At 34.2% G+C, this 24,130-nt stretch carries 31 protein-coding genes; 10 read left to right on the top strand and 21 right to left on the bottom strand.

The genetic code is table 11. The features are described 5' to 3' along the window. Positions 1-190: 190 nt before the first annotated feature. Both MKX65_RS25205 and MKX65_RS25200 read right to left on the bottom strand, forming a co-directional pair. Positions 191-1,468 carry an IS110 family transposase gene (locus MKX65_RS25205; protein ID WP_160549947.1) on the bottom strand — a complete coding sequence of 426 codons (1,278 nt, stop codon included), beginning with the start codon at positions 1,466-1,468 and terminating at the stop codon, positions 191-193. Between the two features lie 87 nt (positions 1,469-1,555). Continuing rightward, the gene (locus MKX65_RS25200; protein WP_340906651.1) at positions 1,556-1,795 is read right to left on the bottom strand and encodes a hypothetical protein; all 240 of its coding nucleotides are present in this window, start codon (positions 1,793-1,795) and stop codon (positions 1,556-1,558) included. Positions 1,796-2,208: 413 nt separating this feature from the next. Here MKX65_RS25200 and MKX65_RS27210 point away from each other — a divergent pair, with 413 nt between their 5' ends. After that, a complete protein-coding gene (locus MKX65_RS27210; protein WP_445677966.1) occupies positions 2,209-2,505 on the top strand; it encodes an AbrB/MazE/SpoVT family DNA-binding domain-containing protein in 297 nt (98 codons plus the stop codon). A 313-nt stretch (positions 2,506-2,818) separates the two neighbouring features. Further along, entirely contained in the window at positions 2,819-3,232 is a 414-nt protein-coding gene (locus MKX65_RS25195; protein WP_340906650.1) for a response regulator transcription factor, read from the top strand. Between the two features lie 80 nt (positions 3,233-3,312). Here MKX65_RS25195 and MKX65_RS25190 read toward each other — a convergent pair whose 3' ends face one another. Beyond that, the gene (locus MKX65_RS25190; protein ID WP_340906649.1) at positions 3,313-3,825 is read right to left on the bottom strand and encodes a hypothetical protein; all 513 of its coding nucleotides are present in this window, start codon (positions 3,823-3,825) and stop codon (positions 3,313-3,315) included. A 226-nt stretch (positions 3,826-4,051) separates the two neighbouring features. Here MKX65_RS25190 and MKX65_RS27205 point away from each other — a divergent pair, with 226 nt between their 5' ends. Then, on the top strand, positions 4,052-4,240 hold the full coding sequence (locus MKX65_RS27205) for a DUF3896 family protein (RefSeq protein WP_445677965.1): 189 nt from the start codon (positions 4,052-4,054) through the stop codon (positions 4,238-4,240). A gap of 264 nt (positions 4,241-4,504) precedes the next feature. On the opposite strand, the gene MKX65_RS25185 is transcribed toward MKX65_RS27205, so the two are convergent. From MKX65_RS25185 to MKX65_RS25170, 4 genes are all read right to left on the bottom strand, one after another. Further along, complete coding sequence (locus MKX65_RS25185) at positions 4,505-4,951, bottom strand: hypothetical protein (RefSeq protein ID WP_340906648.1); 447 nt, start codon at positions 4,949-4,951, stop codon at positions 4,505-4,507. Between the two features lie 327 nt (positions 4,952-5,278). Then, positions 5,279-6,289, bottom strand: a complete 1,011-nt coding sequence (locus MKX65_RS25180) for a hypothetical protein (protein WP_340906647.1) — start codon at positions 6,287-6,289, stop codon at positions 5,279-5,281. Positions 6,290-6,931: 642 nt separating this feature from the next. Then, a complete protein-coding gene (locus MKX65_RS25175; RefSeq protein WP_340906645.1) occupies positions 6,932-7,330 on the bottom strand; it encodes a hypothetical protein in 399 nt (132 codons plus the stop codon). A 275-nt stretch (positions 7,331-7,605) separates the two neighbouring features. Continuing rightward, complete coding sequence (locus MKX65_RS25170) at positions 7,606-8,163, bottom strand: hypothetical protein (RefSeq protein WP_340906644.1); 558 nt, start codon at positions 8,161-8,163, stop codon at positions 7,606-7,608. A 339-nt stretch (positions 8,164-8,502) separates the two neighbouring features. Here MKX65_RS25170 and MKX65_RS27200 point away from each other — a divergent pair, with 339 nt between their 5' ends. The 3 genes from MKX65_RS27200 to MKX65_RS25160 are packed head-to-tail and all read left to right on the top strand — an operon-like array spanning position 8,503 to position 9,896. Beyond that, on the top strand, positions 8,503-8,814 hold the full coding sequence (locus MKX65_RS27200) for a transposase (RefSeq protein ID WP_016205489.1): 312 nt from the start codon (positions 8,503-8,505) through the stop codon (positions 8,812-8,814). 11 nt (positions 8,815-8,825) lie between these two features. After that, positions 8,826-9,725, top strand: a complete 900-nt coding sequence (locus MKX65_RS25165) for an IS3 family transposase (RefSeq protein WP_040344397.1) — start codon at positions 8,826-8,828, stop codon at positions 9,723-9,725. A 45-nt stretch (positions 9,726-9,770) separates the two neighbouring features. Further along, the gene (locus MKX65_RS25160) at positions 9,771-9,896 is read left to right on the top strand and encodes a hypothetical protein (protein ID WP_263479876.1); all 126 of its coding nucleotides are present in this window, start codon (positions 9,771-9,773) and stop codon (positions 9,894-9,896) included. Positions 9,897-10,221: 325 nt separating this feature from the next. Here the strand turns inward: MKX65_RS25160 and MKX65_RS25155 are convergent, their stop codons facing one another. From MKX65_RS25155 to MKX65_RS25105, 11 genes are all read right to left on the bottom strand, one after another. Beyond that, positions 10,222-11,166 carry a DUF5677 domain-containing protein gene (locus MKX65_RS25155; RefSeq protein ID WP_340906642.1) on the bottom strand — a complete coding sequence of 315 codons (945 nt, stop codon included), beginning with the start codon at positions 11,164-11,166 and terminating at the stop codon, positions 10,222-10,224. 127 nt (positions 11,167-11,293) lie between these two features. Continuing rightward, positions 11,294-12,238 (bottom strand): HNH endonuclease, encoded by a 945-nt coding sequence (locus tag MKX65_RS25150; protein ID WP_340906641.1) that lies wholly within the window; start codon positions 12,236-12,238, stop codon positions 11,294-11,296. Positions 12,239-12,504: 266 nt separating this feature from the next. After that, a complete protein-coding gene (locus MKX65_RS25145) occupies positions 12,505-13,095 on the bottom strand; it encodes a hypothetical protein (RefSeq protein ID WP_340906640.1) in 591 nt (196 codons plus the stop codon). A 213-nt stretch (positions 13,096-13,308) separates the two neighbouring features. Further along, positions 13,309-14,109 carry a DUF2726 domain-containing protein gene (locus MKX65_RS25140; RefSeq protein ID WP_340906638.1) on the bottom strand — a complete coding sequence of 267 codons (801 nt, stop codon included), beginning with the start codon at positions 14,107-14,109 and terminating at the stop codon, positions 13,309-13,311. A gap of 55 nt (positions 14,110-14,164) precedes the next feature. Further along, positions 14,165-14,728: a hypothetical protein gene (locus tag MKX65_RS25135; protein WP_340906636.1), complete on the bottom strand. Its 564-nt coding sequence runs from the start codon at positions 14,726-14,728 to the stop codon at positions 14,165-14,167. Between the two features lie 145 nt (positions 14,729-14,873). Further along, a complete protein-coding gene (locus MKX65_RS25130) occupies positions 14,874-15,983 on the bottom strand; it encodes an AlbA family DNA-binding domain-containing protein (RefSeq protein ID WP_340906634.1) in 1,110 nt (369 codons plus the stop codon). Positions 15,984-16,117: 134 nt separating this feature from the next. Further along, on the bottom strand, positions 16,118-16,462 hold the full coding sequence (locus MKX65_RS25125; protein ID WP_340906633.1) for a hypothetical protein: 345 nt from the start codon (positions 16,460-16,462) through the stop codon (positions 16,118-16,120). A 172-nt stretch (positions 16,463-16,634) separates the two neighbouring features. Beyond that, positions 16,635-16,853, bottom strand: coding sequence for a hypothetical protein (locus MKX65_RS25120; RefSeq protein ID WP_340906632.1), 219 nt, complete (start codon positions 16,851-16,853; stop codon positions 16,635-16,637). A 20-nt stretch (positions 16,854-16,873) separates the two neighbouring features. Beyond that, positions 16,874-17,083 carry a hypothetical protein gene (locus MKX65_RS25115; RefSeq protein WP_340906630.1) on the bottom strand — a complete coding sequence of 70 codons (210 nt, stop codon included), beginning with the start codon at positions 17,081-17,083 and terminating at the stop codon, positions 16,874-16,876. A gap of 49 nt (positions 17,084-17,132) precedes the next feature. Further along, positions 17,133-18,059, bottom strand: coding sequence for a hypothetical protein (locus MKX65_RS25110; protein ID WP_340906629.1), 927 nt, complete (start codon positions 18,057-18,059; stop codon positions 17,133-17,135). Positions 18,060-18,245: 186 nt separating this feature from the next. After that, complete coding sequence (locus MKX65_RS25105; RefSeq protein WP_340906628.1) at positions 18,246-18,728, bottom strand: hypothetical protein; 483 nt, start codon at positions 18,726-18,728, stop codon at positions 18,246-18,248. Between the two features lie 176 nt (positions 18,729-18,904). On the opposite strand from MKX65_RS25105, the gene MKX65_RS27195 reads away from it, so the two are divergent. The 3 genes from MKX65_RS27195 to MKX65_RS25095 are packed head-to-tail and all read left to right on the top strand — an operon-like array spanning position 18,905 to position 20,298. Then, complete coding sequence (locus MKX65_RS27195) at positions 18,905-19,216, top strand: transposase (RefSeq protein ID WP_016205489.1); 312 nt, start codon at positions 18,905-18,907, stop codon at positions 19,214-19,216. A gap of 11 nt (positions 19,217-19,227) precedes the next feature. Continuing rightward, positions 19,228-20,127, top strand: coding sequence for an IS3 family transposase (locus tag MKX65_RS25100; protein ID WP_040344397.1), 900 nt, complete (start codon positions 19,228-19,230; stop codon positions 20,125-20,127). A gap of 45 nt (positions 20,128-20,172) precedes the next feature. Next, complete coding sequence (locus MKX65_RS25095) at positions 20,173-20,298, top strand: hypothetical protein (protein WP_263479876.1); 126 nt, start codon at positions 20,173-20,175, stop codon at positions 20,296-20,298. 66 nt (positions 20,299-20,364) lie between these two features. Here MKX65_RS25095 and MKX65_RS25090 read toward each other — a convergent pair whose 3' ends face one another. From MKX65_RS25090 to MKX65_RS25080, 3 genes are all read right to left on the bottom strand, one after another. Continuing rightward, the gene (locus tag MKX65_RS25090) at positions 20,365-20,829 is read right to left on the bottom strand and encodes a helix-turn-helix domain-containing protein (RefSeq protein WP_340906627.1); all 465 of its coding nucleotides are present in this window, start codon (positions 20,827-20,829) and stop codon (positions 20,365-20,367) included. A 312-nt stretch (positions 20,830-21,141) separates the two neighbouring features. After that, positions 21,142-21,951 carry a hypothetical protein gene (locus MKX65_RS25085; protein WP_340906626.1) on the bottom strand — a complete coding sequence of 270 codons (810 nt, stop codon included), beginning with the start codon at positions 21,949-21,951 and terminating at the stop codon, positions 21,142-21,144. Between the two features lie 174 nt (positions 21,952-22,125). Continuing rightward, positions 22,126-22,344, bottom strand: coding sequence for a DUF2187 family protein (locus MKX65_RS25080; protein ID WP_445677964.1), 219 nt, complete (start codon positions 22,342-22,344; stop codon positions 22,126-22,128). A 263-nt stretch (positions 22,345-22,607) separates the two neighbouring features. On the opposite strand from MKX65_RS25080, the gene MKX65_RS25075 reads away from it, so the two are divergent. After that, the gene (locus tag MKX65_RS25075) at positions 22,608-24,074 is read left to right on the top strand and encodes a hypothetical protein (RefSeq protein WP_340906623.1); all 1,467 of its coding nucleotides are present in this window, start codon (positions 22,608-22,610) and stop codon (positions 24,072-24,074) included. The last annotated feature ends 56 nt before the right edge of the window (positions 24,075-24,130 follow it).

Here is a 24,130-nt window from a genome sequence, read left to right as displayed (position 1 = left end):
CTCTGCGTAACTTATGATGACGTACCCTCCCATGTCTCTGGGCATCAATGTGCCTACATTCCTTCGTTCGGTCTAGTCATAAGGCAGAGGCTAGCGAAGCTCCTTTAGGGACTCAAGGTCGAATGGAAAAAATATTGCCAGCTTCTCCGTGTCATCCTATTGTCTAGGTCTTTTAAGGGGATGTAGAACTTTACATAGCCTCTGCGAGACTAGGAATATCCTTCATCATTCGCTGTGCGTCAAACGCTTTGTGCTTTGTACAGATTCCATGTAACACTTTTAATAGTTTTCCGCATAGTACCACGATGGATTGCTTCTTGCGTAACGGATTTTCCTTACGGTTTGTGTAATACTCATGTAGTTTTCTAAAAGCTTCATTATGGCGAATCATCGGCATCATCACCCGGAAAAGGAGGGCGCGTAGCCTTCTTCTGCCTCTTTTGGAAATGCGCTTCTGTCCTTTGTGTTGCCCAGAGGAATTTTCACGTAATGTTAGTCCCGCAAGTTTCATGATTTGGCGTGAATCTACATAGTGTGAAAAACTACCGATTTCAGCTAATAAATCGACAATTGTAACATCTCCAAGTGCTTGAACTGATGAGAGCCATTCGTACTCTACGGATGTTTGTACAAGTTCAACCAAGTGCTGTGTAATGCTTTCAATATCTTGTTCCAACTGGTGATAACGGCGAACGAGTGTGGCGATTTCAATACGGGCCATCTCACGTCCCTCTGTTACTCCTATGGAGTTAGCAGCGACTTCAATGAGACGCATTGCTTTCGGTCTCTGGGGGGATTTGAGTCCCTCAACCTGACGATAAAGAGTTAAAACTTCATCGGGTTGTTTCTGATGAAGATCACTTGGAAATGGGGTACATTCAAGTACAGCCATAGCCATTTTTCCGAATGATGGAAACACCTGGGTAAACTCAGGAAAATAGCGATCTAACCAGCGAATCATCATATTTTTGACAGCTCCAAGTTCCTCTGTCAATTTACTCCTAAACGTTGCTCCCACACGGAGTTCAGCTTCCTTGTCTTTCAAGATACGTGGATAACTGAAGCGCCCATCTTTTATGAGTCGAGCGATTACCAGCGCATCTTTGCGGTCATGTTTGGTTGGCAGATTGTCATCTAACTCTTTTGACCGTTTGACATGCATAGGATTGGCCATAACTAGGGGGATGCCCCGTTCCTCTAGAAAATAGGCTAAATTGAGCCAATAATGGCCAGTAGGTTCAATCCCTACGATGACTTCCGTTTTCTCGTGTTCTTTCATTTCAGTTAGAATACATTGATAGAAAAGTTCAAACCCATCTCGAGACTGAGAAACAGAGAATGACTTTCGGAGCACCCGTCCGCGATCATCCACAAAGCAAGCGTAATGAATCCTCTTGGCAATGTCGATTCCGACTACAAGTGTTTTTTCGGTGACTTGATTTATTTTATGATTTTGTTTAAAATCCATATGGAGTCCTCCTTGGTTAACTAAGTTAGGGGTCATCTCGGCATACGATTTGACACCCCGTATCATACCAAGAGGGCTCTTTTTTGTTCAAGTCCCCGATAATCCTTCTAACAGGAATGCTCCTTCTTCTTGCTTTGTATTTTCTTCGGAACTTTGACTATCATCTACTCCTTCTTCATTACCAATGGACTGGATATTATTTTCTTGATCTGTGCTAATTTCAGTGGTATGGGTTGTATGACTATCTCCCTGACCCTCTGCAAACACTGATGGACTATTAATCAGTAAAAAGGTCATGGCTACCACTGCTAATACCCTCTGCTTCATAATCTACCTCCGTAAATGTTGTATTTCGCATAGTTACAATTTATAGAGGAGATTTGCAGATTTGATGGTTTTTATTTGTATAATTAAAGAACAACTTTCATGAATCTGTGACATTTCTCATTGTGTTAATGAAACGAAAAAACGCCTCTCATATAGAGAAGCGTTTTTTCTGTACTTTTTCCAAAAGGTGGTCTAGCAGTGCTAGGGCTAAATTATATCTGATTATTTTGTTAAAGTCTATTCTTCATTCATGTAAGATCTTCTCCTAAACAGTTCACATTTTTATTGAATTAATAAAAAAATCGTTTTTTTCTTCCATCTTTCCTATAACGCCTTTAAATACCATTTCAATCTGCATAGTTTCTCAACAATTTTCTTATAAACTATAAAAATCTAATGAATTATAGGGGTAGGTGTACTCGTTGTACTGTAGACGTTTACTAAAAACCGGTCAAATTTCAATTCCAAAAGAAGTCGAGGATGAGCTTAATATTATGGAAGGACAATTCCTTTCTTTATACAGAGAAGGTAACAGAATTGTTATTGTTAAACAGCATTCTAACCCTACTTTAAACCAATGTATTTATAGTTATAGGAAAATATCATTACCCATAGAGTTACGTAGATTAGCAGGTTTTACATGTGGGATGCTATTGGCACTAAATTACTGTAAAAACGAACAAAAGATATTAATACAAGCCCACGGTTAAGGTGATTTTTAAATCAGCCATATCTCAAATAAATATTCAAGGGGTGAGATAAATAGCAACTATACTTTTTATAGGAGATGTACAGAAAATCAGTGTAGAATATTATCTACACTTACATGGAAATTATTTAATTATTACAAAAGAATCTTTAGAAGACGCATATGCCCTTATTAAGAAGGGCTCAGTTGAACTTATCATTATTATAGATCCAAACCCCGTCCACTTATGTATGCAAATTAGAGAATTTTCAAATACTCCTATCATCGTTAAGTCCATAATAGGAAGTAAAGAGGAAGGGATTAAATCTCTTAATATGGGGGCAGATGATTATTTATATGGTAACGTTTATCAAGAAGAATTTAGTGCCCGTATAGAAGCAGTTTTAAGACGATCTGGAAACGACAAACAAATAGTTGAATTAAACCAATTAGTATGGGACAAGAGATTATTAGAGCTAAAATACCAGCAAAAAGTAATACCGCTGGCCCCGAAAGAGTTCAATATAATTGGGGTCCTTCTACAAAAACCTGAAAAAGTGTTTACAAATGAAGAGCTCGTTTTAGCTGTGTGGGGGAACAAAGATAAGGTGGACTCAAAAACTTTACATTCCTATATCAGAAATATAAGGGGCAAAATGAGGGACGCAGCATATCCAGTAGATTTGCATCTTATTACTGTATGGGGTGTTGGGTACCGTTGGCATTCACTTCAAGACACTACTAACTGAAGTATCTTTTCATTTTTAAGGAAAAGGGACTTTTATTAGTCCCTTTTTTTATCTAAATCCCCTCTGGATGCTTTCAAATCTTATTGACTAATCTCCTCCTGAAGCCACTTAAATGTTCTAGACTTTACCCCATTAATGTTATTTAATTTCAATTCTAAAAATGGAAACTCACTCTTCCAGTTTCCGTTCACTTTTATATATCCTTCAGTATGATGACTTTCAGTAGTGGATGGTTCCCAAGTAATACTACCAACTTCTTCATTTTGCCCAATTGAAATTTCTGTAAGGTTGTCTAAGTCAAATTCTGATAAGTCCACCGAATGCGTGTTCATTTCTACTAGGAATACATAATTTTCTTCATCGCTTTTTTCAAGTAATGGAGTGACACTAATTGTAACTTCTCCTTGGTTGTCTGTTTTTGTTATCTCATTATTACCCTTATTCACTTGACTTGTTTCAGTTTGAACTTCTTCTACTACTTTCTTTTCAACCTTTGGCTTTTCTCCAACGATTGTTATTATCGCAAAGTAACTTATTAAACTTGTAATTCCAAATAAAAGAATTAAACCTAGAATCTTTTTAGCCTTTGTCATTTCTGTCACCCCATAGAATTTTATAAAAATAAGATCTCATAATTTTTTGCAGAATTTAACGAAAAAACTTGAATACTTTATGAAATTTAAGCAGTGACCATATTTTTTAGATTAACTTTCAAAACCTATAATCAATGTTCACTCAATTGCTACTATTTCTGCAAAGACTCTTCATCTTTATTTTTTAGAATGTAAGGAAGTAAATATTAAACAAGAAAAGGAAAGGGTGGAACTTTTGAATTATTTTGAAATAAAGCGTCACTTAGCAATTAAAATCGAAAATTTACTAAAAAGGTTAGACGACCCGAATCTACCAATTTCTGATGGTGAGGCACTTAGGAATATGATTGATAATTATCAATATATATCTGAAATAGCAGAAATGAACCACTTCCAAAGGGGTATAAAAAATTAAAGAAGTCACCGCTACTTTTGCGAAAGTAGCGGTGACTTCTTTTAATTATGAAATTAGCTGCATTAAATTGATATTATATGAAGTTATTTTTATTCCGTCAACGAGGTCAAAAGAAGAGCATTGCTCCCCTTTGACAAGTAATACAAAAATACTTATAGAATGACACGAAGAATATTAATAAAAACGACAGTTAGCCAATGTATAAAAAGTTCACCAACAACTTTTCTATAGAATTAGTAAAAAACAATTTTTACTAATTCTTACCTAAATAAAGATTGGTCCTTTGAAAACCATATCTTTATCATAGAAAAGAATATTTCCTCGACTAGAGTTCTTAATGTTTTCTTCTAGAACGGCTATTAAAGAAAAATAATTGTCCTCGATTGCCATAAAAATCTCTCCAAGATTGTTAAATTGAAATCCGTGTAATCTATCTATTAGTACTGAAATTGTTGATCTAATATAGAAGTTTAAATGGTCAATAATTAAGTTAATATCTCTTTCAACAAAGGCAGCATGAACCAGGTTATTTCTTATTCTATATATTCTTTGGATATGCCAACTAGTTGTTTTATAATGGTTTGAAATAAAATCAAACAAAGTTTTACTATTTTCAAGAGCAGAAATTATTTCCTGGCATCTTTGAGATAATAAGGTATAATCCGAGATTCCAGAAACTAAGTTGCTTGAGGCAGCTGGATCAGTTAACAAATCAAAAAGTTCTTCTAAGTCATCTTGTGAGGGCTCATGAATGTTTAAACTAGTTCCATTATTAGTAGAGATGATTACTCCTGCTCTTTTACAATCATATAGGAAGTTCTTTAAGATCCGCTGAATATACCTGGAGCATAAAATAGATGGTACGATTTTTTTTATGTGCTCAATATTAGTTTCGTAATGACCTGTTACTAATAAAGATTCTATTGAAGTCCATAAATTTGAATACGTAGTTTCAACAGATAGTGATTCTACGGATAAATTATACTGTCTAAAAAAGGTATTAATCCTATTCTTTGTTTCAGTATCAATAGACGTATTTTAAAAAATTTCTTTAGTAGTTTCTATGCTTTCACTGTCTATATTGTCGTAGATTAATTCCTTTGATTTTAATTCGTAACTTGTGACTCTCTCTTCATCAGGCATTATTACTACACAGTGTGTAAAATTTGTTATTGGTATTTCGTAATAACTTAACAATGATATTTTTTCAGATAGTTGATTTGTGCTTGTGTATACAGCTGAATGAATGTCCTCAATATAAGCTTCCGAAATAATTTGAATGTAAAATGCATTTATATCAAAATGATTAGGGTCAACATTATTAAAAGAAGAAAGGATTTCACTTCCGCTTAAAACACTAAGGCCTGCATGCATAAGGTTTTCAATAGATTGATTTTGATCTAACTTATAATGACAATGGAAAATCCCTCGTCTGGATTTTATTGCGCTTTTAAATTCTTCCCATTTATTACTAAAGGGTTGTTGATTACTTTTATTCAAAAAGTACACTTTAACTAAGCGGTGCAAACTTCTAGAAGACCATCCATTATTAATTAATTCTGTTCCTAAAACATCAGTAAGATGTTCAATGTTTGTTAAATCATTATTTGTAATTGAGTTTTCGAGTTCACCAATAATTAAATCAAGATAGCTACTGGATATAATATTTAGAGAATATTTTAATCTGTACTCTAACCTTAATGTATCAGATTTTTCAGTTTCATTTTTTTTAATGCCTTTTAAACCTCTTAACAAAGAGTTAAGTAAATCGGGATGGTGTTTCCTTAAACAAATATCTTTTTCTAAGTGTTTTCGACATTCGGCAATAAGCTCATGGATATTGGAAGGGGAAATTATGTCCTTTTTTATGTATTCCAGTACATCTTTAATTTCTTCAAGAATTGAATGAGTGTTTCTTAACTTAACTTGGTAAGTGTTTATAGTTTTAAAGAAGAACATCTCACGCCACTTTTGAATAAATAGCATCTCTGCATCATTAGTAATATTAAAGGTGGATATTAATATTGAATTATTTAATTTGCTTTCCAATTTCAAGAGCTCCTTTATTGACAAATTAAAAATTATATCTTAGAATGATTTTATACTAATAAACATTAAAACGTAAAGAAAAGTCCAGTGTCTGAGCGAATGCCTGCCTGGGCTTTTTCTTTTATTAATTATATCATATATCAAATTTAAACTCTTCTTTCCAACAATTCGTTAAACAGATATTTAACGCGAAAATGATTGATAACAAAAAACTTCTCCCCCTCAGGAAGAAGTTACGTTTTTATGTTCTTAGGCCAGTGCTAGTACGGCTACCTTAATTAAATCACTTGCAAAATTAATCAATATTCCTGTTCCAATGGTTTTACTAGCGTTGAAATACTTGTTAGTTTTCATTGGCAACACCTCCAGTGCAATCGTAGCACTAATTATCATACACAAAACTAAACAGATAAACGGTAGCGTACCAAACGCACTAACCACTGGACTAAAAACATAACTAGCAAATTGCTTTTAAATTATAGCACATTTTCAGAAAATTTTCAATTCCCTTGATAAATTTTACTAAAAAAACGCCTAAACCTCTGATATCAGTTTAAGCCCATTGTGATAAGAAAACATCCGCAAAATTGCAGGCTTCAAATCAGTATTTTCATTCCCGAGTATTTCACGGGACATAAATATCTAATTGTCTTTCTTCATAGCATTCCTCAAATTTTCTATAAAAAAATGCGGTGAGTTAGCAGTACCATAATGCGGATTAAAAGTAATTATTGGCTTTCCTGCCGAATCCAATTCAATTTTCGCAGTAGCGGTTTGTTTACCAGAACGAGACTTAAACCAATACTCTAACACGTTATCAACAATTACCGCTCTCAAACCTCTGGATGTATTTTTGGCTAACTCATTTAATTCACTTTCATTCAATCCAGCAAATGTCTTTTCTGGATTATTAGTAGAATCAGAGACAGCTTGGGCTATGTCGGAAACCACACTAGATGACTTTTTCCTCTTTATTAAAGCATAACCAAGAATTCCTGCTACCGGTATTATTAGCGGCTTAATCATTTTTGACATTTTCATATCGATACTTACCCCCAATTTTAATTTAATAAAAATTTATTATCATAAGATCTTTTACTTCAGCGTGATCTGAGAGTGACACAATAATACTGGAACTATGACACAAAAATACTAAATATCTTGTGAATTCTCGAAATATAACAGATTATTTATTTTAGGCTTTTGGTATATTGAATTTATTAATAACTGTTTTTAAATCTCCGTTTTTAATGTGAGTGTATATCATAGTTGTCTCTAAAGAGGAATGCCCTAATTGTTGCCCCTCACCCTTAGAGTCAACCAATAAACCAAAAAACTATGCGTACTTGATTTTCTTGTACTTTGAAATGTTCCTTAATGGCTGTCAGATTATGAATTACTTCTTTAACTGATTCTTCCGCAGGATTTTCAAAAATTTCAATAACTTCTTTTCCTTGTTTCTGAAGAACAGGTAGCATGTGTTCATTCCAAGTGCTGTACAATCTATCCCCATTTTCAGACATAGCGTTCTCATATTCTTCTTTTATTACGTAACCCTTAATTTTAGGCAAACCTGTCCAATTATAATTTTTAAGCTCACTGAGTGTGTAATAACTGTGATATCTAGCAATATCCCTATCTTTTTGAGATTCCCTTCTAATAATAAAAGAGGCTTCTTTTGGCAATCCCTTCGGATTAGAAATCGGTTCATAACCTTCATAGTTTCGTACACCAGCTAATACTGCGAAAAACGGATAATCTTGGCCCCTTGTAAAAATCCAATCATCATAATTATCAGAGTCATTTGGATCACATACCGCTTCCCAGCAACCGTTTGTTTTTACTTCGGCAAACATAAATATATCCGTACTCATATCAATTCCCTCTATTCACAAAAATTTGATATTTATTAGTATTCTATCATATTAACGTTATATAAACATTGAAGGGCATAATCTAAGGCTCTCCTTTTTAGGAAGAGCCTTACTTCTAGTCCATTATAAAACGCTTGATATTTAATCATTATCCACTTCGTTATTAATACTGAGTAACCCGATTTTCTTCTTTGTACTTATCTTTTTGTTCAATCACATTTACTAGTTCCTCGATAATATCATTTAACCTCATCTGACTAGCTCATAAGCCCCAAAATGAACTTGGACAATAAGAGTAATATTTATTATACTGCTTAATGTACCAAGGAGGCTGACATCATGAAACGAATAAAACATTCTAAAGAATTTAAATTACAAGTCATCAAGGAAGCCCAAGACACAGGGAAGAATACCCTTGTAGCTCGCCGGTATGATCTGAATCCCAATATGGTTAGTCGCTGGGTTCGTGAATACAAAGATGGTAAATTTGGTGAAGTAGATGTGGCTGTGCTGCCAGATATAGACTCCAAAGAATTATCCAAAGAAAATGAAAAACTTAAAATGTTATTAGGTGAAAAAGACCTTGAAATAGCGATCCTGAGGGATCTTATAAAAAAGAAAAACCCTCACTTGCTGAAAAGCATGAAGTAGCTAACAAATGGATTCAAAAAGGCTACTCGATTTCAAAGGTGCTTAAAATCATAGGTATTCCTCGATCCACATACTATTATCAAAAGAATTATCGTGTTGAGGAGAAAAAAGTAAGTGAGGGACGTCCAGCACCAGGTTATTCGATCCAAGAGGACGGTCAAAAGATATCAGACGAACAGATTAAAGAATTTCTACTAGAAGAGATTGCCGGTGATTGCTATAACTATGGTTATCGCAAACTCACTAAGGTCTTAAGGCGAAAATACAAACTTAAAATTAACAAGAAAAAAGTATACCGGATTTGTAAAGAATTGGGCATCTTACGCCCACAGCGCCAAAAGAAAGTCTCATACCCTAGGAAACTAGCAAGAAATCGCATTATTACAAGATCTAATCAGCTATGGGAAGCTGACATTAAATATGGCTTTATCGAAGGTGAGGATCGCTTTTTCTTTGTCATGTCCATCATCGATGTTTATGACAGGGGCATCATTACCTATCATATGGGATTAAGCTGCACTGGAGATGATGTCAAACAGACACTGAAAAGGGCATTATTAAAACGCCAACAATATGACGAATTGGAAAAACCTGTAATCCGAACAGACAATGGACCGCAGTTTATTTCCCATACTTTTGAAAAGTTTTGTGAAGATTCCAAAATTGAGCACGAAAGAATTCCACCAAGAACACCAAATATGAATGCTCATATTGAGTCTTTCCATCGCATTTTTGAGGACGATTGCCTATCCAGATGGCAGTTTGAAACCTACACAGAAGCATATCAAGAAGTCATGAATTTTATGGAGTTCTACAACGAGAGACGTATGCATTCTAGTATACTAGATTTGTCACCAAAGGAATTCTATCAAAAACAAGATTCATTGGTGATCAAGGAGGTTCGGGTGTAATGGATGTATTCATTCAAAGCATCAGCTTGATTTGGAGTGGCGGGCATGATAGCCTCGTTCGGCGATGCCAATGTTGTAAAACAGCTGGCTTCTTGGCAGGAGAATCATGCCCGCAGAGGCTCCATGTCAAGCAACATGGCCTTTTTGAAGAATAATGAAAGAAATCTATAAAATAAAAAACTGAGGAAATGAAAGAATAAGAGAGTTATTGTCCAAAATTCGGGGGTTAATCCGCTAGTATCTTTACCAAGTATACTGGAAGTTTTATAAAGCAATCTTTTTTCCTGTGCAGTCATTTCATATCCCTCATCTTTAACATGGTCATACAGTCATTATTCCCTCTGTTAAATATTTATATACTCATAGTTTCGAAGTTAACAACCTTAGCCTATTGAAAGCAAATATTGCTACACTAAATATATAAAAAAAAACGGGTAGCGATACGCTATCGTAATAATGAAATAGACTTAATTAAATTCGGTAATCTCTTTAATAACTAATAAGTCAAATTAAAAGTAGTATTACTTATGTTCACAACTTTATCGTTAAGCACCATATCATACCAATCCACAAACGCTTTACCTTCACTTTCACTAAACTCTTCTAAGATATAGCGGTATAATTCGTAAACTAACATTATTGTGTGAATAGCAAGCGTGGGAATGTTCGTAAATTGCCTTATAGTAGGGTTCAGGCTTATGCCCTCACTATACCTAACTAATCGACCTATCGAACCGTTACCGTGTACATAGCTAGACAAATCCCGATATAATAATTCGTATTGACTTTGTCTATCTAGTTCAACCGCTAATTGTTCAAGGGTGGTAATTTTATCGTCTGAATATAAGTTGTACCAATTCGGGTTCTTTTTATTTTTAGCTTTAACGTACCTTTCGTACTCTTCATTTACTTCCTTAAACGGTTCCTCTGCTAATAATTTTTCGAGACCTGCAATTTCGATGTTATTACTTTTATTGGGTATAAGCACCGCCAATTCTCCCAACTTTTTTCTAAAGGCTATCCCTTGTTGCGTGTTTGGATCTAATTGTTTATAGACTTTGATACGCTTCTTAGCAGACGTAACTTGGTAAGCTAAGGAACCTTTCCTTATACCTAAGTGTATCATCCGTTCAATAGATAGCTTTTGCTCGAACATTGTACGTAGTTGCGGTTTTATCGCATCTCCGCTACCTTTTTGTATCAAAATGACAATACTATCTAACGAAGTTAAAAACTCAGAAAATAACGTTACAAATGAAATATCATATTCATTAAACTCGGAGTTGGCTTTAACAATATCGGGAATGTATGTACCGTAATCGACTAGCATTTCTATTGGTTCTGCAATACGGTTTAATGCCTGTTTAATATCGTGGTCCAGTTTTCTGTTTATTACATCACGTTGCCCTATTACCCTTCCATTTTTTCCGAATTTAACCATTATTTTTTCTCCTTTAACAAGTGTGGGGTTACCAAATTATACCGCATTTAACTAAATTAAAAGAACAAATAAGTTTTTATTTCCGAGCAAAAGCCCCTCAAATATGAGGGGCTTGGTTAATGATTAATTACCTATTTTCACTACCTCCACCCCAAAGCTCCCTCCCGCCTGTGTGTCCGGTATTTGCATGTTCCTCTTGATTTACAAGTTGAAGAAGTCCAGGCTGCTCATTATGATGCCATGTATATCCTTCAGGAGTGTCTCCATTACTAAGAGCCTGTATGTCGGTGTCTGTTAGTCCTAGCTCTTCTGCAAGGGAAGGATCAGCTTGAATAGCTTCATAGAGTTCTACGTTAGCATAGCTAAATTGAACGTAGTCTGACTGAAGGTATAGACTTTCATCAATAGTAACATCAAAATTAGATTCGAATATTGGGAATACACCAGTTACGCTTTCTCCATCTGGAAGAGTAACGGTTTTTTCAACAAAAGGTACACCTGTTTCTGGATGTTCAGAACCCGCTAAATCTTCATTAATATTTCCTTCTAATCGGTTAGTATCATTATCTACTAATGGTGTTGAGTCTGAATCAATTGGTGTATCTGTTGGAGAATCGGCTAAAACCACTCCATCCGCTCCATCAACTAGATCGACAACTCCCACAGCTAATGCTCCTATAGCAACAGTTTTTACAAGGGATGCAGCGCCTCTTTTAATTCGATCATTGTCTCCATCAATCACTCCACCTACAACATCTGAACCGTTATGAATGGTATGCTTGACCGTCTCAACTACTCCTTTAGCTGTCCTAGAAACCGCATTACCCATGTCGCCTAATCCCTTATCTCGTTGGGAAGGATCTTCTTTAATGATGCCCGTAACTGTATTTACTGCTCCATAAGCTACTTGTCCAACGGTATCACCAGCAAATTCAGAAGCTTGCTGCACTCCTTTTCCGATATCTTCTATTAAATCAATACCTGATACCTTACCAAAGGCCTCAATAGGCTTTCCTACTACAAAACCAGCTGTTTTTCCAGCAAACTTACCTAAACCCCTAATTATACTCATCTTTGTTATCCCTTCTTCTGTAAGTGTTAGTTAAATAGTAATATAGTAATAGTTCCATTTGAAGTAGATTAAGTTAAATTTTTCTAGATAATAACGGGAAAAGTGAATTTAAAGTACTCTATATACATAAAAATCGATGTGGATTGTACTGATTTCTTAAACTAATACAATAGTTAGAGGGGGAAATAAAAAAACTCCCCCCTTTTTTTAGGAAGAGTTTTTCAATATGTCATATTTCTATAATTCCAAATTTATCGGTATCCATATTAAATATCTTTTTCGCTTTCGATAATTAACCCAGGGTTGAGATGGATATATCTAAAACCATTATAAACAGTCTCTCCCTTTCCGAAATCATCTTCATAATTTTCTGGAAGATGAATATTTTCAAGCACACTGTTTATCTCCTCATCTGTTAAAGTTGGCGAAACTGCCTTAATTAACTTTTTAGAAAGAAGATAGTGTAAGATTGTTCTATCTGGATATTCTAATTCTGATGTGTTGGGATTTAAAGAAACATCCACACTACGTATACTAGCATTCTTATGATTTATTACTCCATTTATGGAGAAGCCGGGGGTAATTTCATAATTAAATGTGTCTTGTACAGGACCATTATTTATTTCCAGGGATGGTATTTCAAGTGGAACATTTTTAACTAAAACAGATGTGAGTTCCTTATTAAAATTAATTCGGAATTCTTCACTATTCAAACCTATTGAATTAAGTATTTCCTCCTTAACGACCTCTTCCGTTTTTGTGGTGCCCTCTGAAGTATTTTCTGTGGTTTGCTTTGCTTCACACCCAGTGACATACAAAACACCTAAAATTATAGCAATATATATAAAAATTCTCATGTAGGATCATTCACATCCCTTTTCATAAGTTATGTACTGAATCAAAGATTGATTTTCATAAACTGTATTTTTCAACATCTCGTATTTATTATAAGTAACAATATTAATGTACGCTGCATTTGAAAAGTCATCTATAACAGGTTGGAAGCCATATTCTCCTATTGTTAGTACCACATCTCCTGTAATATTCCTTAATGTTTTGTAGTACGTACTTCAGTCATACAATTTCTCCTCTCTAATAACCAACTCAAATAAGTGTAAAAAGTAAGAAACGGTGTCCTCAATTTGTTCTTCATTTTCATCGTAAGGAATGTCTATTACAGGCAACCCAATTTCCCAGCAAAAGCGCCGTTTTTTTCTATCACGTATCCTTCTTTGTTTGGCACCATCCCTTCCACCAAAGAATTTATTTCTGATAGTCCTATAATGTTGGACCCCGTTAAATTCAATTGCAAACAGAGGAAAATTATTATTACATATAACAAAATCTAAACGCAGTTCATTTTCATAACCAAAACGTTTAAGAGAAACTTCTTTTATAAATTCAATGTTATTATTTTCTAGCAAATCGGTGATGAATTTTGCTTTTTTCGATTCTGTGTTTTTTCCTTTACACTTAGGACAAGTCGCACCGTTTGTTACATCTAGAGGCTTGACCATCCATTCATGACCTCTGCTACATAGATGTAAACCTTTGGTTTTCTTTGATTTATATGGACCTATAAACATTATATCTTTTCTGTTATCTTCTAGGAATTTTAGATATTTTTGATGATAAGCAGAAACTTCTTTATTTAAATTCGTTCTCCAAACACTGGAGCTCCAAACGTAATTACTTGATTCACTATTTATTACATATGATTTTATTAGTTTAAAATAATCACTTTCTGATATAGAAGCCAGGTATTCTGTATAAGTTTCTAAACTGTTTGTTCCTTTAGATTTCTTTTTCTGTAGATGAATACAACCATACCTATCTTTTAAGAGCATAATAACTTTCCCTTTAAACTCCATAGAAACAACACTCTTTCAGGATAAATTTCCACAAATTCAAACTAATAAATCCGGTTTAAATTTTATAGTTTTTTCTAACTGCCCTTAAATTTCCGATAGCTTCCTGAAGGATCTTTTTATAAACTTCTTCCTCTACCTCGATCAATAAGTTGTTAGCCGTATCGTAAATTTCCTTTAGATTAAAAGATGGCACTTCAAAAGTATATTCTAGAGTATATTGGAACTCTTGAGGAGATAAATAGCAATAGTGAAGTTCTAAATTATCATTATTACCGAAAATAGCTTGGATTTCTGTAAAAAACATAGCAGGGGAAATTGGTTCATTCCAGTGTATTTCGTTTGTAGATAACTTTATTAATAGGGTAACACCATACTCATTTACTTCCACTACTCTAATGTAATTATTAGGAGATTTAGAACTAACTACGCTTTTTACTCCTGGGAGTAGACAATATACGTCATCGTTCCCAATATCCGGAATATCTCTAGCATCAATATCCTGTATGTATTTCTTGGGTAGAATAAAGTAATATACATCATCAAATTGGTCATTTAGATAGATCTCATCTAACATAACACCACGATAGCTTATTCTTCCATTTCCATCTTCTTTGAACATAAAGTCACCTTCCAATCTTTATTTATATTACCTAAAATAGCCCGCTTTTCATAAAAGAATAAGGATAGACTCGTAAAAGTCTAACCTTGACAAATATTTGTTATCTAGTTTTTTCACAATTACCCTTCCTATAGTGAGAGTAAGGTCAAACGGTAGGTTGTGGTATTATAAAACCTGCTGCGTTCATTAATAACTCATTTAACATCTCTTCGTATTCGTTTAAATTTGAAGGGTCAGAAATAGTTATTGGAGGAAATATCAAATCATTTTGTCGTAGCCTTATACTTGTAAAACTTTCAAGGTGATAAGATAATGGTTTTTCTTTTACATCTAGTATAGAAGTTAAAATAATATATGGTCCATGAAGTCCTAATTCATGTAGGTTATAAAAGGCATGTGGAATAACCTGTAGTATTCGTTCTATAATCCTATCAGCAAAAATGGTAGGATTGTGTTCAAAGTTTAATAAATTCCTATCCGCTAATTCTATAATGCCCTGCCTATTTATGTGATGATAACTGCTATTGTATATTCCAGCAATCCCATCAAATTGAATTTTAGGTTCATAGGAATTAGTCGTTCCGAACAATGTATTTAGCCTGAACCTTTGATAAGTTAAAGAAGAAACATAAAAGGATTCCATAAATGATTGGAGTGGGACAATGTTTACCAATAATGTCGCACCATCCTGGAGTTCCCAATACCCCTCATTAGCCTTTATTTTCATGATTCTTTCTAAATGATAGTGCTTAATCTTTTCATGTACATGATTCGATAAGGTAAACCGTTGTTTGATCTCAACAAAATCTAAAGGGTATTTCCCAGCATTATTTCTACCATAGAATTTTTCTCCGTTAACAATATGTGGACCGATATAAGATTGAGGAACTCGAATATGAAGAATAAAATTATTTTTATCGTCTAATGGGTAGAAGTTCATCGCAATTCCAGTAATTTGTGGTTCAACAATATCTCGTAAAATATTTTCAACTCTTTGCATGAGTCTATCTTTATCTTCTACCTCTATCCCTACTAAGTCAGAGATAATTCCTTGTTCTTCAGTAACACCAATTATTAAATCCCCACCTGAAGTATTAGCAAAACTAGTAATATCCGCCGCAAATTCTTTTCGTTGGGGGGAGCTATCTAGGTTAAGATCTCTCTTATAATCTATAGATTTACCTTCCTCCACTTCATCAGCTTTAAGAGTCCTTATATCTTCTAAACCTATTTCACTAAATGGTTTATTTAACATGATTCCACCTACATTGACATAATTTAGTTAAGAATTTATTAATGGTTTCTTCTAACAATTAATCCAAGTCGGATTCGGTTAGTGATTTTACCCAAATCATCCTATAAGGAAGGGCTTTATGCCTTTTACATTATCTATTTAAAAGTAATCTCCATCTTTGACTCATCTTCCTGATACGCATACCCCTCTTTAATTAATATAGGAGCAACATAAGAAGCTAGAGCGGTCCTAGTTACCTTTGTTTGCAACCATGCACCTAGAGACCCATCATGGGGACTCGTCCTAGAAGTACCTATTAACACCTTACGGCCCTGGAATTCTTCTAAAAGATTATCAAGGTGTTCTTTTTCAATGGTTTTTTCTCGATCAAAGTCATGGCCAAAATATAAGGTAATGCCTGTGTCAACTGAACCTTTATATTTAAACCGCTTTTTCCTTTGTAAAGTAAAAACTTCGTTTAAATTCTCTACTAAATTCAAGTAAATACCTCCCTTGTTAAATTAAAATTATATTACGCCCGGATGTCCCTCTTTCTGACACTCTCTGCATGCATTGGTATTGGGATGATGTTGTTTTTACAGACTTCACAAACCTTTTTTCCTTTCATATCCCATAAAAACGCACATTTCTTACAGAAGGTCTTTGTATCCTTTAATGAGATATACCGTTGATGCTCTTGTCTACATTTAATACATTTGAACTTCGGCACCATCGTTCACAAGTATCTTTAATTAATTGCTTTCTTTTGTCTTGCCATTCCTTCGTCTGCCAAGGTTTTTTCTTACTGTCATAAATTAGCTTTGCTGCCTCATCATATGACATTTCATTGTTAATTAAAGCTGTCTTTATCTGTTCAAGGGTAAGTATCATATTTAGCTCCTAAAGGTAAACTAACCTAAAAGGGTCAGTAAAGTTTTATAAAATACAAAAAGCATTAATGCTATTGATAGTAAATTTGAAATGTTATTGGGTACTTTAAAACTCCGCAGCAGAAACTTACATATCAACCCGGTTAGTAAAGGAACAAATAAAATTACAGCTAGTTTAATAGCCATACTATCAATGGTTCCTTTTAGTGGACTAAAATCAATCTCATTCATTCGTTAGTGCTCCCTATAGCTTTATAAAAGGTTTTTCTTGTTTTACTCATTACTTCTTGAGATTATTGTTTTCTATGGTTAAATCTTGGACTTGTCTCTGGAGTTGTTCAATTTTTTCATATAACTCCCTATTATCTTCACGGCTTTGTTGGTTAAGCTCTCGTTCTCTTGCTAAAAGAGCCCTTTCTTTATCGACTTCTGCTTGCTCGGCTGCTCTAGTTAAATTGATCTCGTATTCCCTACTTTTTCGGACCATTTCCTCTTCTAATCGTTTATTAATATCCTTCAACTCTGAATTTTCTTTAGAAATTGGCTCCATTTCCTTTAGTTGTTCAAGAGTATCTACGATCTGTTGGTTAAGCCTGGACTTCTCTTCTTTATGTTGAAGCTTTAATTCCTCTAACGATTGGATATATTGACTTTTTTCGGCAGCATTGTGCTCCTTTGCGGTTTCCAGCTCTGCTTTTAAGCGGTCATTGTCCCCTTCTAGTCGTTCCATCCCCTTTGTCAGCTGTTCTTCTAATTTCGTAAAGCCTTCTACCTTCGAGGACAGACTTAATATCTGGCGGTTTAGTTCTTCAAGTTCCTCATCCTTTACTTGAAGGTTCCCCTCTAGCAAACTAATTTCTTGTTGGAGCCTTTGTTGTTTTTCTTCATGGATTCTAATGGTATTATTAAGATGTTCCGTCCAATTCCCTTTTTCAACAGCAATCCGATTCATTTGATTTAAAAACAAGGTGTTGATTAGGTTCATTGCTTCTTTCAATGCTGATACATCACTTGAAAAATGCTTACGCAATTCAGGAGAAATATTCTCCTTATCAAGAACCAATTCATTGGCCGCGATCTTATGGATGACCGATTCAAACCATTCTACATCTTTCATACCTGAATCAGATATTAATTTTTGAACTAGAGTAAATGATTCGTTCCCCAAGTTAAAGCCTTTGGTTTTTCTATCCTTTTCCGCTGACATTTCCTCTCACCGCTTCCAATCTTATCTTATTTACATTATACGACTTTGTTAACAGGAAATATACTGTGTTAACTCGTTTTTTGTACTGTTAACAGTGGTTTAACTGGTTTAACAAGTTTATTAACCATAAAAAAAAGACCATCCTATAAAGATGCCCTTTTATCCTAAATCTTTAGTTATTCATTTTTAGATAAGATCTAATTGAAGTAATAATCCCGCACAACTCTCAGGGGAATTTATTAATACCCGACCGTCCTCTTCTACCCAAAATTGAATGAATTCCAATTGCTTTAACGGAGTATTAACCTTCTCTACCCTTTCTTTAATTCTTACTATATTAGGGTTAGCCATAACTAAGATGGTTTTAGCTGGAAGAGTATTTCTTAGCTCCATCAACTTACATATTTGCATATAAGTGTGTGTCTTTATTTGGTTAGAATCAAATACTGTATCCTTCCCATGGTTGTTTGCATGGGATCCTTTTGATTCTACATATATAGACCAACCATCTTTCTCTCCGTAAACATCTATACCGGTTTCATTACCTTTTAGATATTTCACATTCTGGAATCCATGTTTAACTAAATATACTGCCACGGCTTTATTTACTTCATCTTCGTTCATAATAAAGGGGTCAGGGACCCTCATTTTTTCAACGCGTACTGGCATCGTTCCATCTCCTAAGAATATTCAGTTATCTATATATTCCTCAAAAGTGTCAAACTTTCCTTCGTTGCAAAAAAACAGTGTTACAAAAAAACACCTATCTCATAAGCCCCAAAATGAACTTGGACAATAAGAGTAATATTTATTATACTGCTTAATGTACCAAGGAGGCTGACATCATGAAACGAATAAAACATTCTAAAGAATTTAAATTACAAGTCATCAAGGAAGCCCAAGACACAGGGAAGAATACCCTTGTAGCTCGCCGGTATGATCTGAATCCCAATATGGTTAGTCGCTGGGTTCGTGAATACAAAGATGGTAAATTTGGTGAAGTAGATGTGGCTGTGCTGCCAGATATAGACTCCAAAGAATTATCCAAAGAAAATGAAAAACTTAAAATGTTATTAGGTGAAAAAGACCTTGAAATAGCGATCCTGAGGGATCTTATAAAAAAGAAAAACCCTCACTTGCTGAAAAGCATGAAGTAGCTAACAAATGGATTCAAAAAGGCTACTCGATTTCAAAGGTGCTTAAAATCATAGGTATTCCTCGATCCACATACTACTATCAAAAGAATTATCGTGTTGAGGAGAAAAAAGTAAGTGAGGGACGTCCAGCACCAGGTTATTCGATCCAAGAGGACGGTCAAAAGATATCAGACGAACAGATTAAAGAATTTCTACTAGAAGAGATTGCCGGTGATTGCTATAACTATGGTTATCGCAAACTCACTAAGGTCTTAAGGCGAAAATACAAACTTAAAATTAACAAGAAAAAAGTATACCGGATTTGTAAAGAATTGGGCATCTTACGCCCACAGCGCCAAAAGAAAGTCTCATACCCTAGGAAACTAGCAAGAAATCGCATTATTACAAGATCTAATCAGCTATGGGAAGCTGACATTAAATATGGCTTTATCGAAGGTGAGGATCGCTTTTTCTTTGTCATGTCCATCATCGATGTTTATGACAGGGGCATCATTACCTATCATATGGGATTAAGCTGCACTGGAGATGATGTCAAACAGACACTGAAAAGGGCATTATTAAAACGCCAACAATATGACGAATTGGAAAAACCTGTAATCCGAACAGACAATGGACCGCAGTTTATTTCCCATACTTTTGAAAAGTTTTGTGAAGATTCCAAAATTGAGCACGAAAGAATTCCACCAAGAACACCAAATATGAATGCTCATATTGAGTCTTTCCATCGCATTTTTGAGGACGATTGCCTATCCAGATGGCAGTTTGAAACCTACACAGAAGCATATCAAGAAGTCATGAATTTTATGGAGTTCTACAACGAGAGACGTATGCATTCTAGTATACTAGATTTGTCACCAAAGGAATTCTATCAAAAACAAGATTCATTGGTGATCAAGGAGGTTCGGGTGTAATGGATGTATTCATTCAAAGCATCAGCTTGATTTGGAGTGGCGGGCATGATAGCCTCGTTCGGCGATGCCAATGTTGTAAAACAGCTGGCTTCTTGGCAGGAGAATCATGCCCGCAGAGGCTCCATGTCAAGCAACATGGCCTTTTTGAAGAATAATGAAAGAAATCTATAAAATAAAAAACTGAGGAAATGAAAGAATAAGAGAGTTATTGTCCAAAATTCGGGGGTTAATCCGCTATTACGGTGTTTGGTTTTTGCTTTCATGGTTCTTATACAAGATATCATTATCAATTCCCTCTTGTTCAATTTGCATTGTCCTTCCATTATTACAGTGAGAACATAAGGTAATTAAATTGTTTTGATCTTGTTCATCTTCTAATTCACTCGGCACAATTTTTGCTACGACTACCTTAGTTTCAGGTGCAATGTTTCCGCATAACTGACAAGTAAAATTATCACGCGTTAATACTTGATACCTGATTAAATCTTTCGTATCAATCTTTTTATGTTCACTGGTATCAATTAGTTCATTTTCTATCTCAAGTGCTTCCACTAACTTATAAACTGTTTCCTTAGTTGGGTTGTCCACAAAACGTTCTATCTTAGAAATTTGAGAGTGGCTAACCCCGCTTAACAATTCTAATTCTCTAAGCGTTAAATTCTTTTGCTTTCTTGCCTCTCTAATTATATCTCCGATTCTCATACCTTTTCACCCTTTAACTTAACTATAGATAAGCCTAAAAACATTAAGTGCAAGGATCATGGCTGCACTGACAAGTACACTTAACTTTATGTAGTTACTAAAGACATTTTTCAAATAGGATAAACTATAGATTCGTTTGTCTGGATTAAACCGTATATCCGCTATTGAATTTGCTATTAATCCTCCTAAAAGCAAAATAATATTAAAAATTATAAACACAAAGATATTTCCTAATAAGAAGTCCGTGTTATGCTTTCCTCTCTCTTTAATCACCTTTTTTAATATTACGTGGTCCAGGTAATTAAAGTTTCATTAGTCATAAAACCCCGTTATTGCTTTCTCTTGGATCACTTTCATGACGTGCTCGCCATGTTTCTCTCGAAGCATGTTAAAAATACATATATACGTTTGGAAAACAAAATCATTTGTTTCTTGAATCTTCTCATATCTAATCAAATTCCCGTATTTTAGTTTCCTGTATCCCAAAGATAACTCTACATTTCTGTAAAAATCAACTTTATATACAAGGCCATGCTCCCTCATTAATTCTTCTTGAGTATACAGCTTAATTGGATAGCTATTAATCGGGTAATACTCGGGCTTATTCTCAAATCCGTTCCACTTTTCGGCATCCAAAATTTTTGTCATATAAGATTGTAGGGTTAATTTTCTTCCCCTTTTCTTTTCGTTAACTTTTTCAATCCTTTTATTCACCTCATAAATAAATTCAGGTTCAAAATCCGAGACAGAAAACCTCTTATAAGAAAGGACATGCTCAATCGTATTATTAATATGTTCCTTAAAACCCTTTTCAGAAAAAAGAATCCTCTTGGTAAACAGCTGGGAGATACTATTATCAATTCCGTAATCAATAGCATACTTCATAAGGATCATCTTACTCAATTCAGTAATACGAATATGTTCTACTTCTGGTACAACTTTATTAATCACATGCTGGTAAGTGCAACCAAGATAGGTAGCAATATCTTCTACGGTTAAGCGGAAGCCATTCTCTATGTATTGAAGATATTCTGAACAAATTTTCTCCCCAGTTTTCGCTTCAATTCGAATAAGGTTATTCTCTTTATATGGGTTCTTTTCCCTCTTAACATACGGTTCCATTTTGATATGCTCCTTTAATCGAACATTATATATGTTACCTTTATTATTAACATAGTATAGATGTAGAGGGAAGTAAAAAAGCCCATCATTACTTGGGCTCATTAATAAACGATATTTGTAACTAGTCCAATCAATGCTATAAAGCAAACCAAAACAATAAAATAGTACGTAAGCTTATCTAGCATGAGCTGTTTTACCTTGTTCTATGATGGTGTAGTTTTTGTGATTAACAACTGTATTGTTGTTCTCATAACCTAAAACGAATTTCGAATAGTCATCGATTTGAACCAAGACGCTGTTGTCTTGTACCTTCGTAACCTTCCCTTCATGGGTTCCTTCTTTCCGATTGAAAAGGATAATGTCTCCTACTTTTGCTTTAATAATCTTTGCCATATATATTAACCTCCAATATAGACAAAAAAAGAGTGCCCCAAAACGCAGATCATCCTTAGATAATCTTGTTTTGGGGCACTCCCATTCGTCCAATTTAATTGAATTCATAATAGCATATTTGGTTTAATAAATAAACAAAAATGCTACAAAGGTATTTCATCAAGGTTTTATATTATTTACATATTTTAGGTGCAGGTGTTTGTCCGTATTTAGTGTTCCAATGTTATTATTAATATATAGTTTAAATGCTAGGAGGAAATAAGTTGGATTTCAAGCGAATACCTGTTGTATTAAAACGCTATTCATTTGATGCTAAAATGCATAAATGCCAATCACATTCTAAAAAACTAATGACACTTAACGGTATAGTTAATGCAGATAAATTAAGAAGTATGGCTCTTCCCTGGGATTTAGAAACATTTGCTTTATTTTCCACTATAACTCTTGGCGAATACTCTAATGCTGACTTTGAGGATAGACGTGGCGATAGACAATTTGTTGAAATAATAAGTGCTCTCAAGAGATATATGCCGCCAAAATTAGAAGAAGCAATGGATAGCAACAGCAACAGTTTTCTCGATTATATTATGATAGTTACAGGGTTAAACCAATTTCAAATACAAGAAAATATTCCATATAAAGTCTTTCGTTACTCCTATATATTCAACTTTATTAACGATAATGTAGATATGAATAAGCATTTCATTGAAAAGTTCGGTTGCGGATTTGAAGATTTTATTAAGTTTGGTTTTAGCATTCAATTACTTTTCTCTAATGAATCTATTAATCAAGAGAGTTTATATAATTTTGTAATAGAAAGATATAGGCATATTGTCGAAACATTAACAATAGAACGGGAGAAATTTAATGATCTCCAGCAGAGGATTACAGACGATATTACACATTATATATATGGTTTTAAATATTTTTATCAATTCCCATTTATCTCTTATAATCAAAAATTATATCTACCGCTACCACATCTTATAATGCACGCTGTTACGTCTTCGCTTTTATTTAGGTTAACTGAGGGCAATAATCATTTACGTCAGCTTTTTGGCAAGGAAGTTCTAGAAAGTTATCTTTTACATATTTGTCGGTTCTCTGAACATTTTGATGAAGTCGCACCTGAATTTTCTTATCACCATAATATGAATCGAACGTTAGACATTATGGTACGTAAAGATAGTCAATGTATTATGCTAGACTCCAAAAGTATGAGTCCAAGAGTATCCATTCGTAATCTGTCAGATAAAGATATATTACATACAATTGACAGGATGGCAGAAGCGGTTAAACAAGTATACTTACACATCACTCAAAGATTTAGAGTAGATTATTATCCTTTTGAAGAAACAGTAGATTTCAAGAAAGAAGATATTTTTGGAGTTGTCATATTATTTGAAGATAGTTACGTTCGTAGGGATATTATTATGTCAAACGCAGCAGATAAATTAGGCCTAATGAAAGATAGCGAAGAATATAAATATTTATTATCTAACGTAAAGGTAATGGGCCTATACGAACTTGAGAAAATGTTATTTGTTAAGGAAGATATCTTTCGGCTACTCTCTGCTAATAGGGATAACCCAAGTAAATGGTTTGATCTTTCCTATATGGATTTTGAAGGAGGTGCAAAGGAAGTAGTTAAAGAAGTTAGTGATATCACTGACATCATGAAAGATATAATTATTGATTTTGCAAATGAATTAGTACCCAAGTCGGGTTAATTTCATCATAACGCTAGTCGAAACCTAAATTGTTCTTCTTAAAATTTGTGAGGTAT

Origin of the sequence: Robertmurraya sp. FSL R5-0851 (genome assembly GCF_038002965.1) — a bacterium.
Taxonomy (GTDB): Bacteria; Bacillota; Bacilli; order Bacillales; family Cytobacillaceae; genus Robertmurraya_A; species Robertmurraya_A beringensis.
The sequence above is the reverse complement of the archived record's forward strand: the minus strand, read 5'-3'. Positions and strand labels throughout refer to the sequence as shown.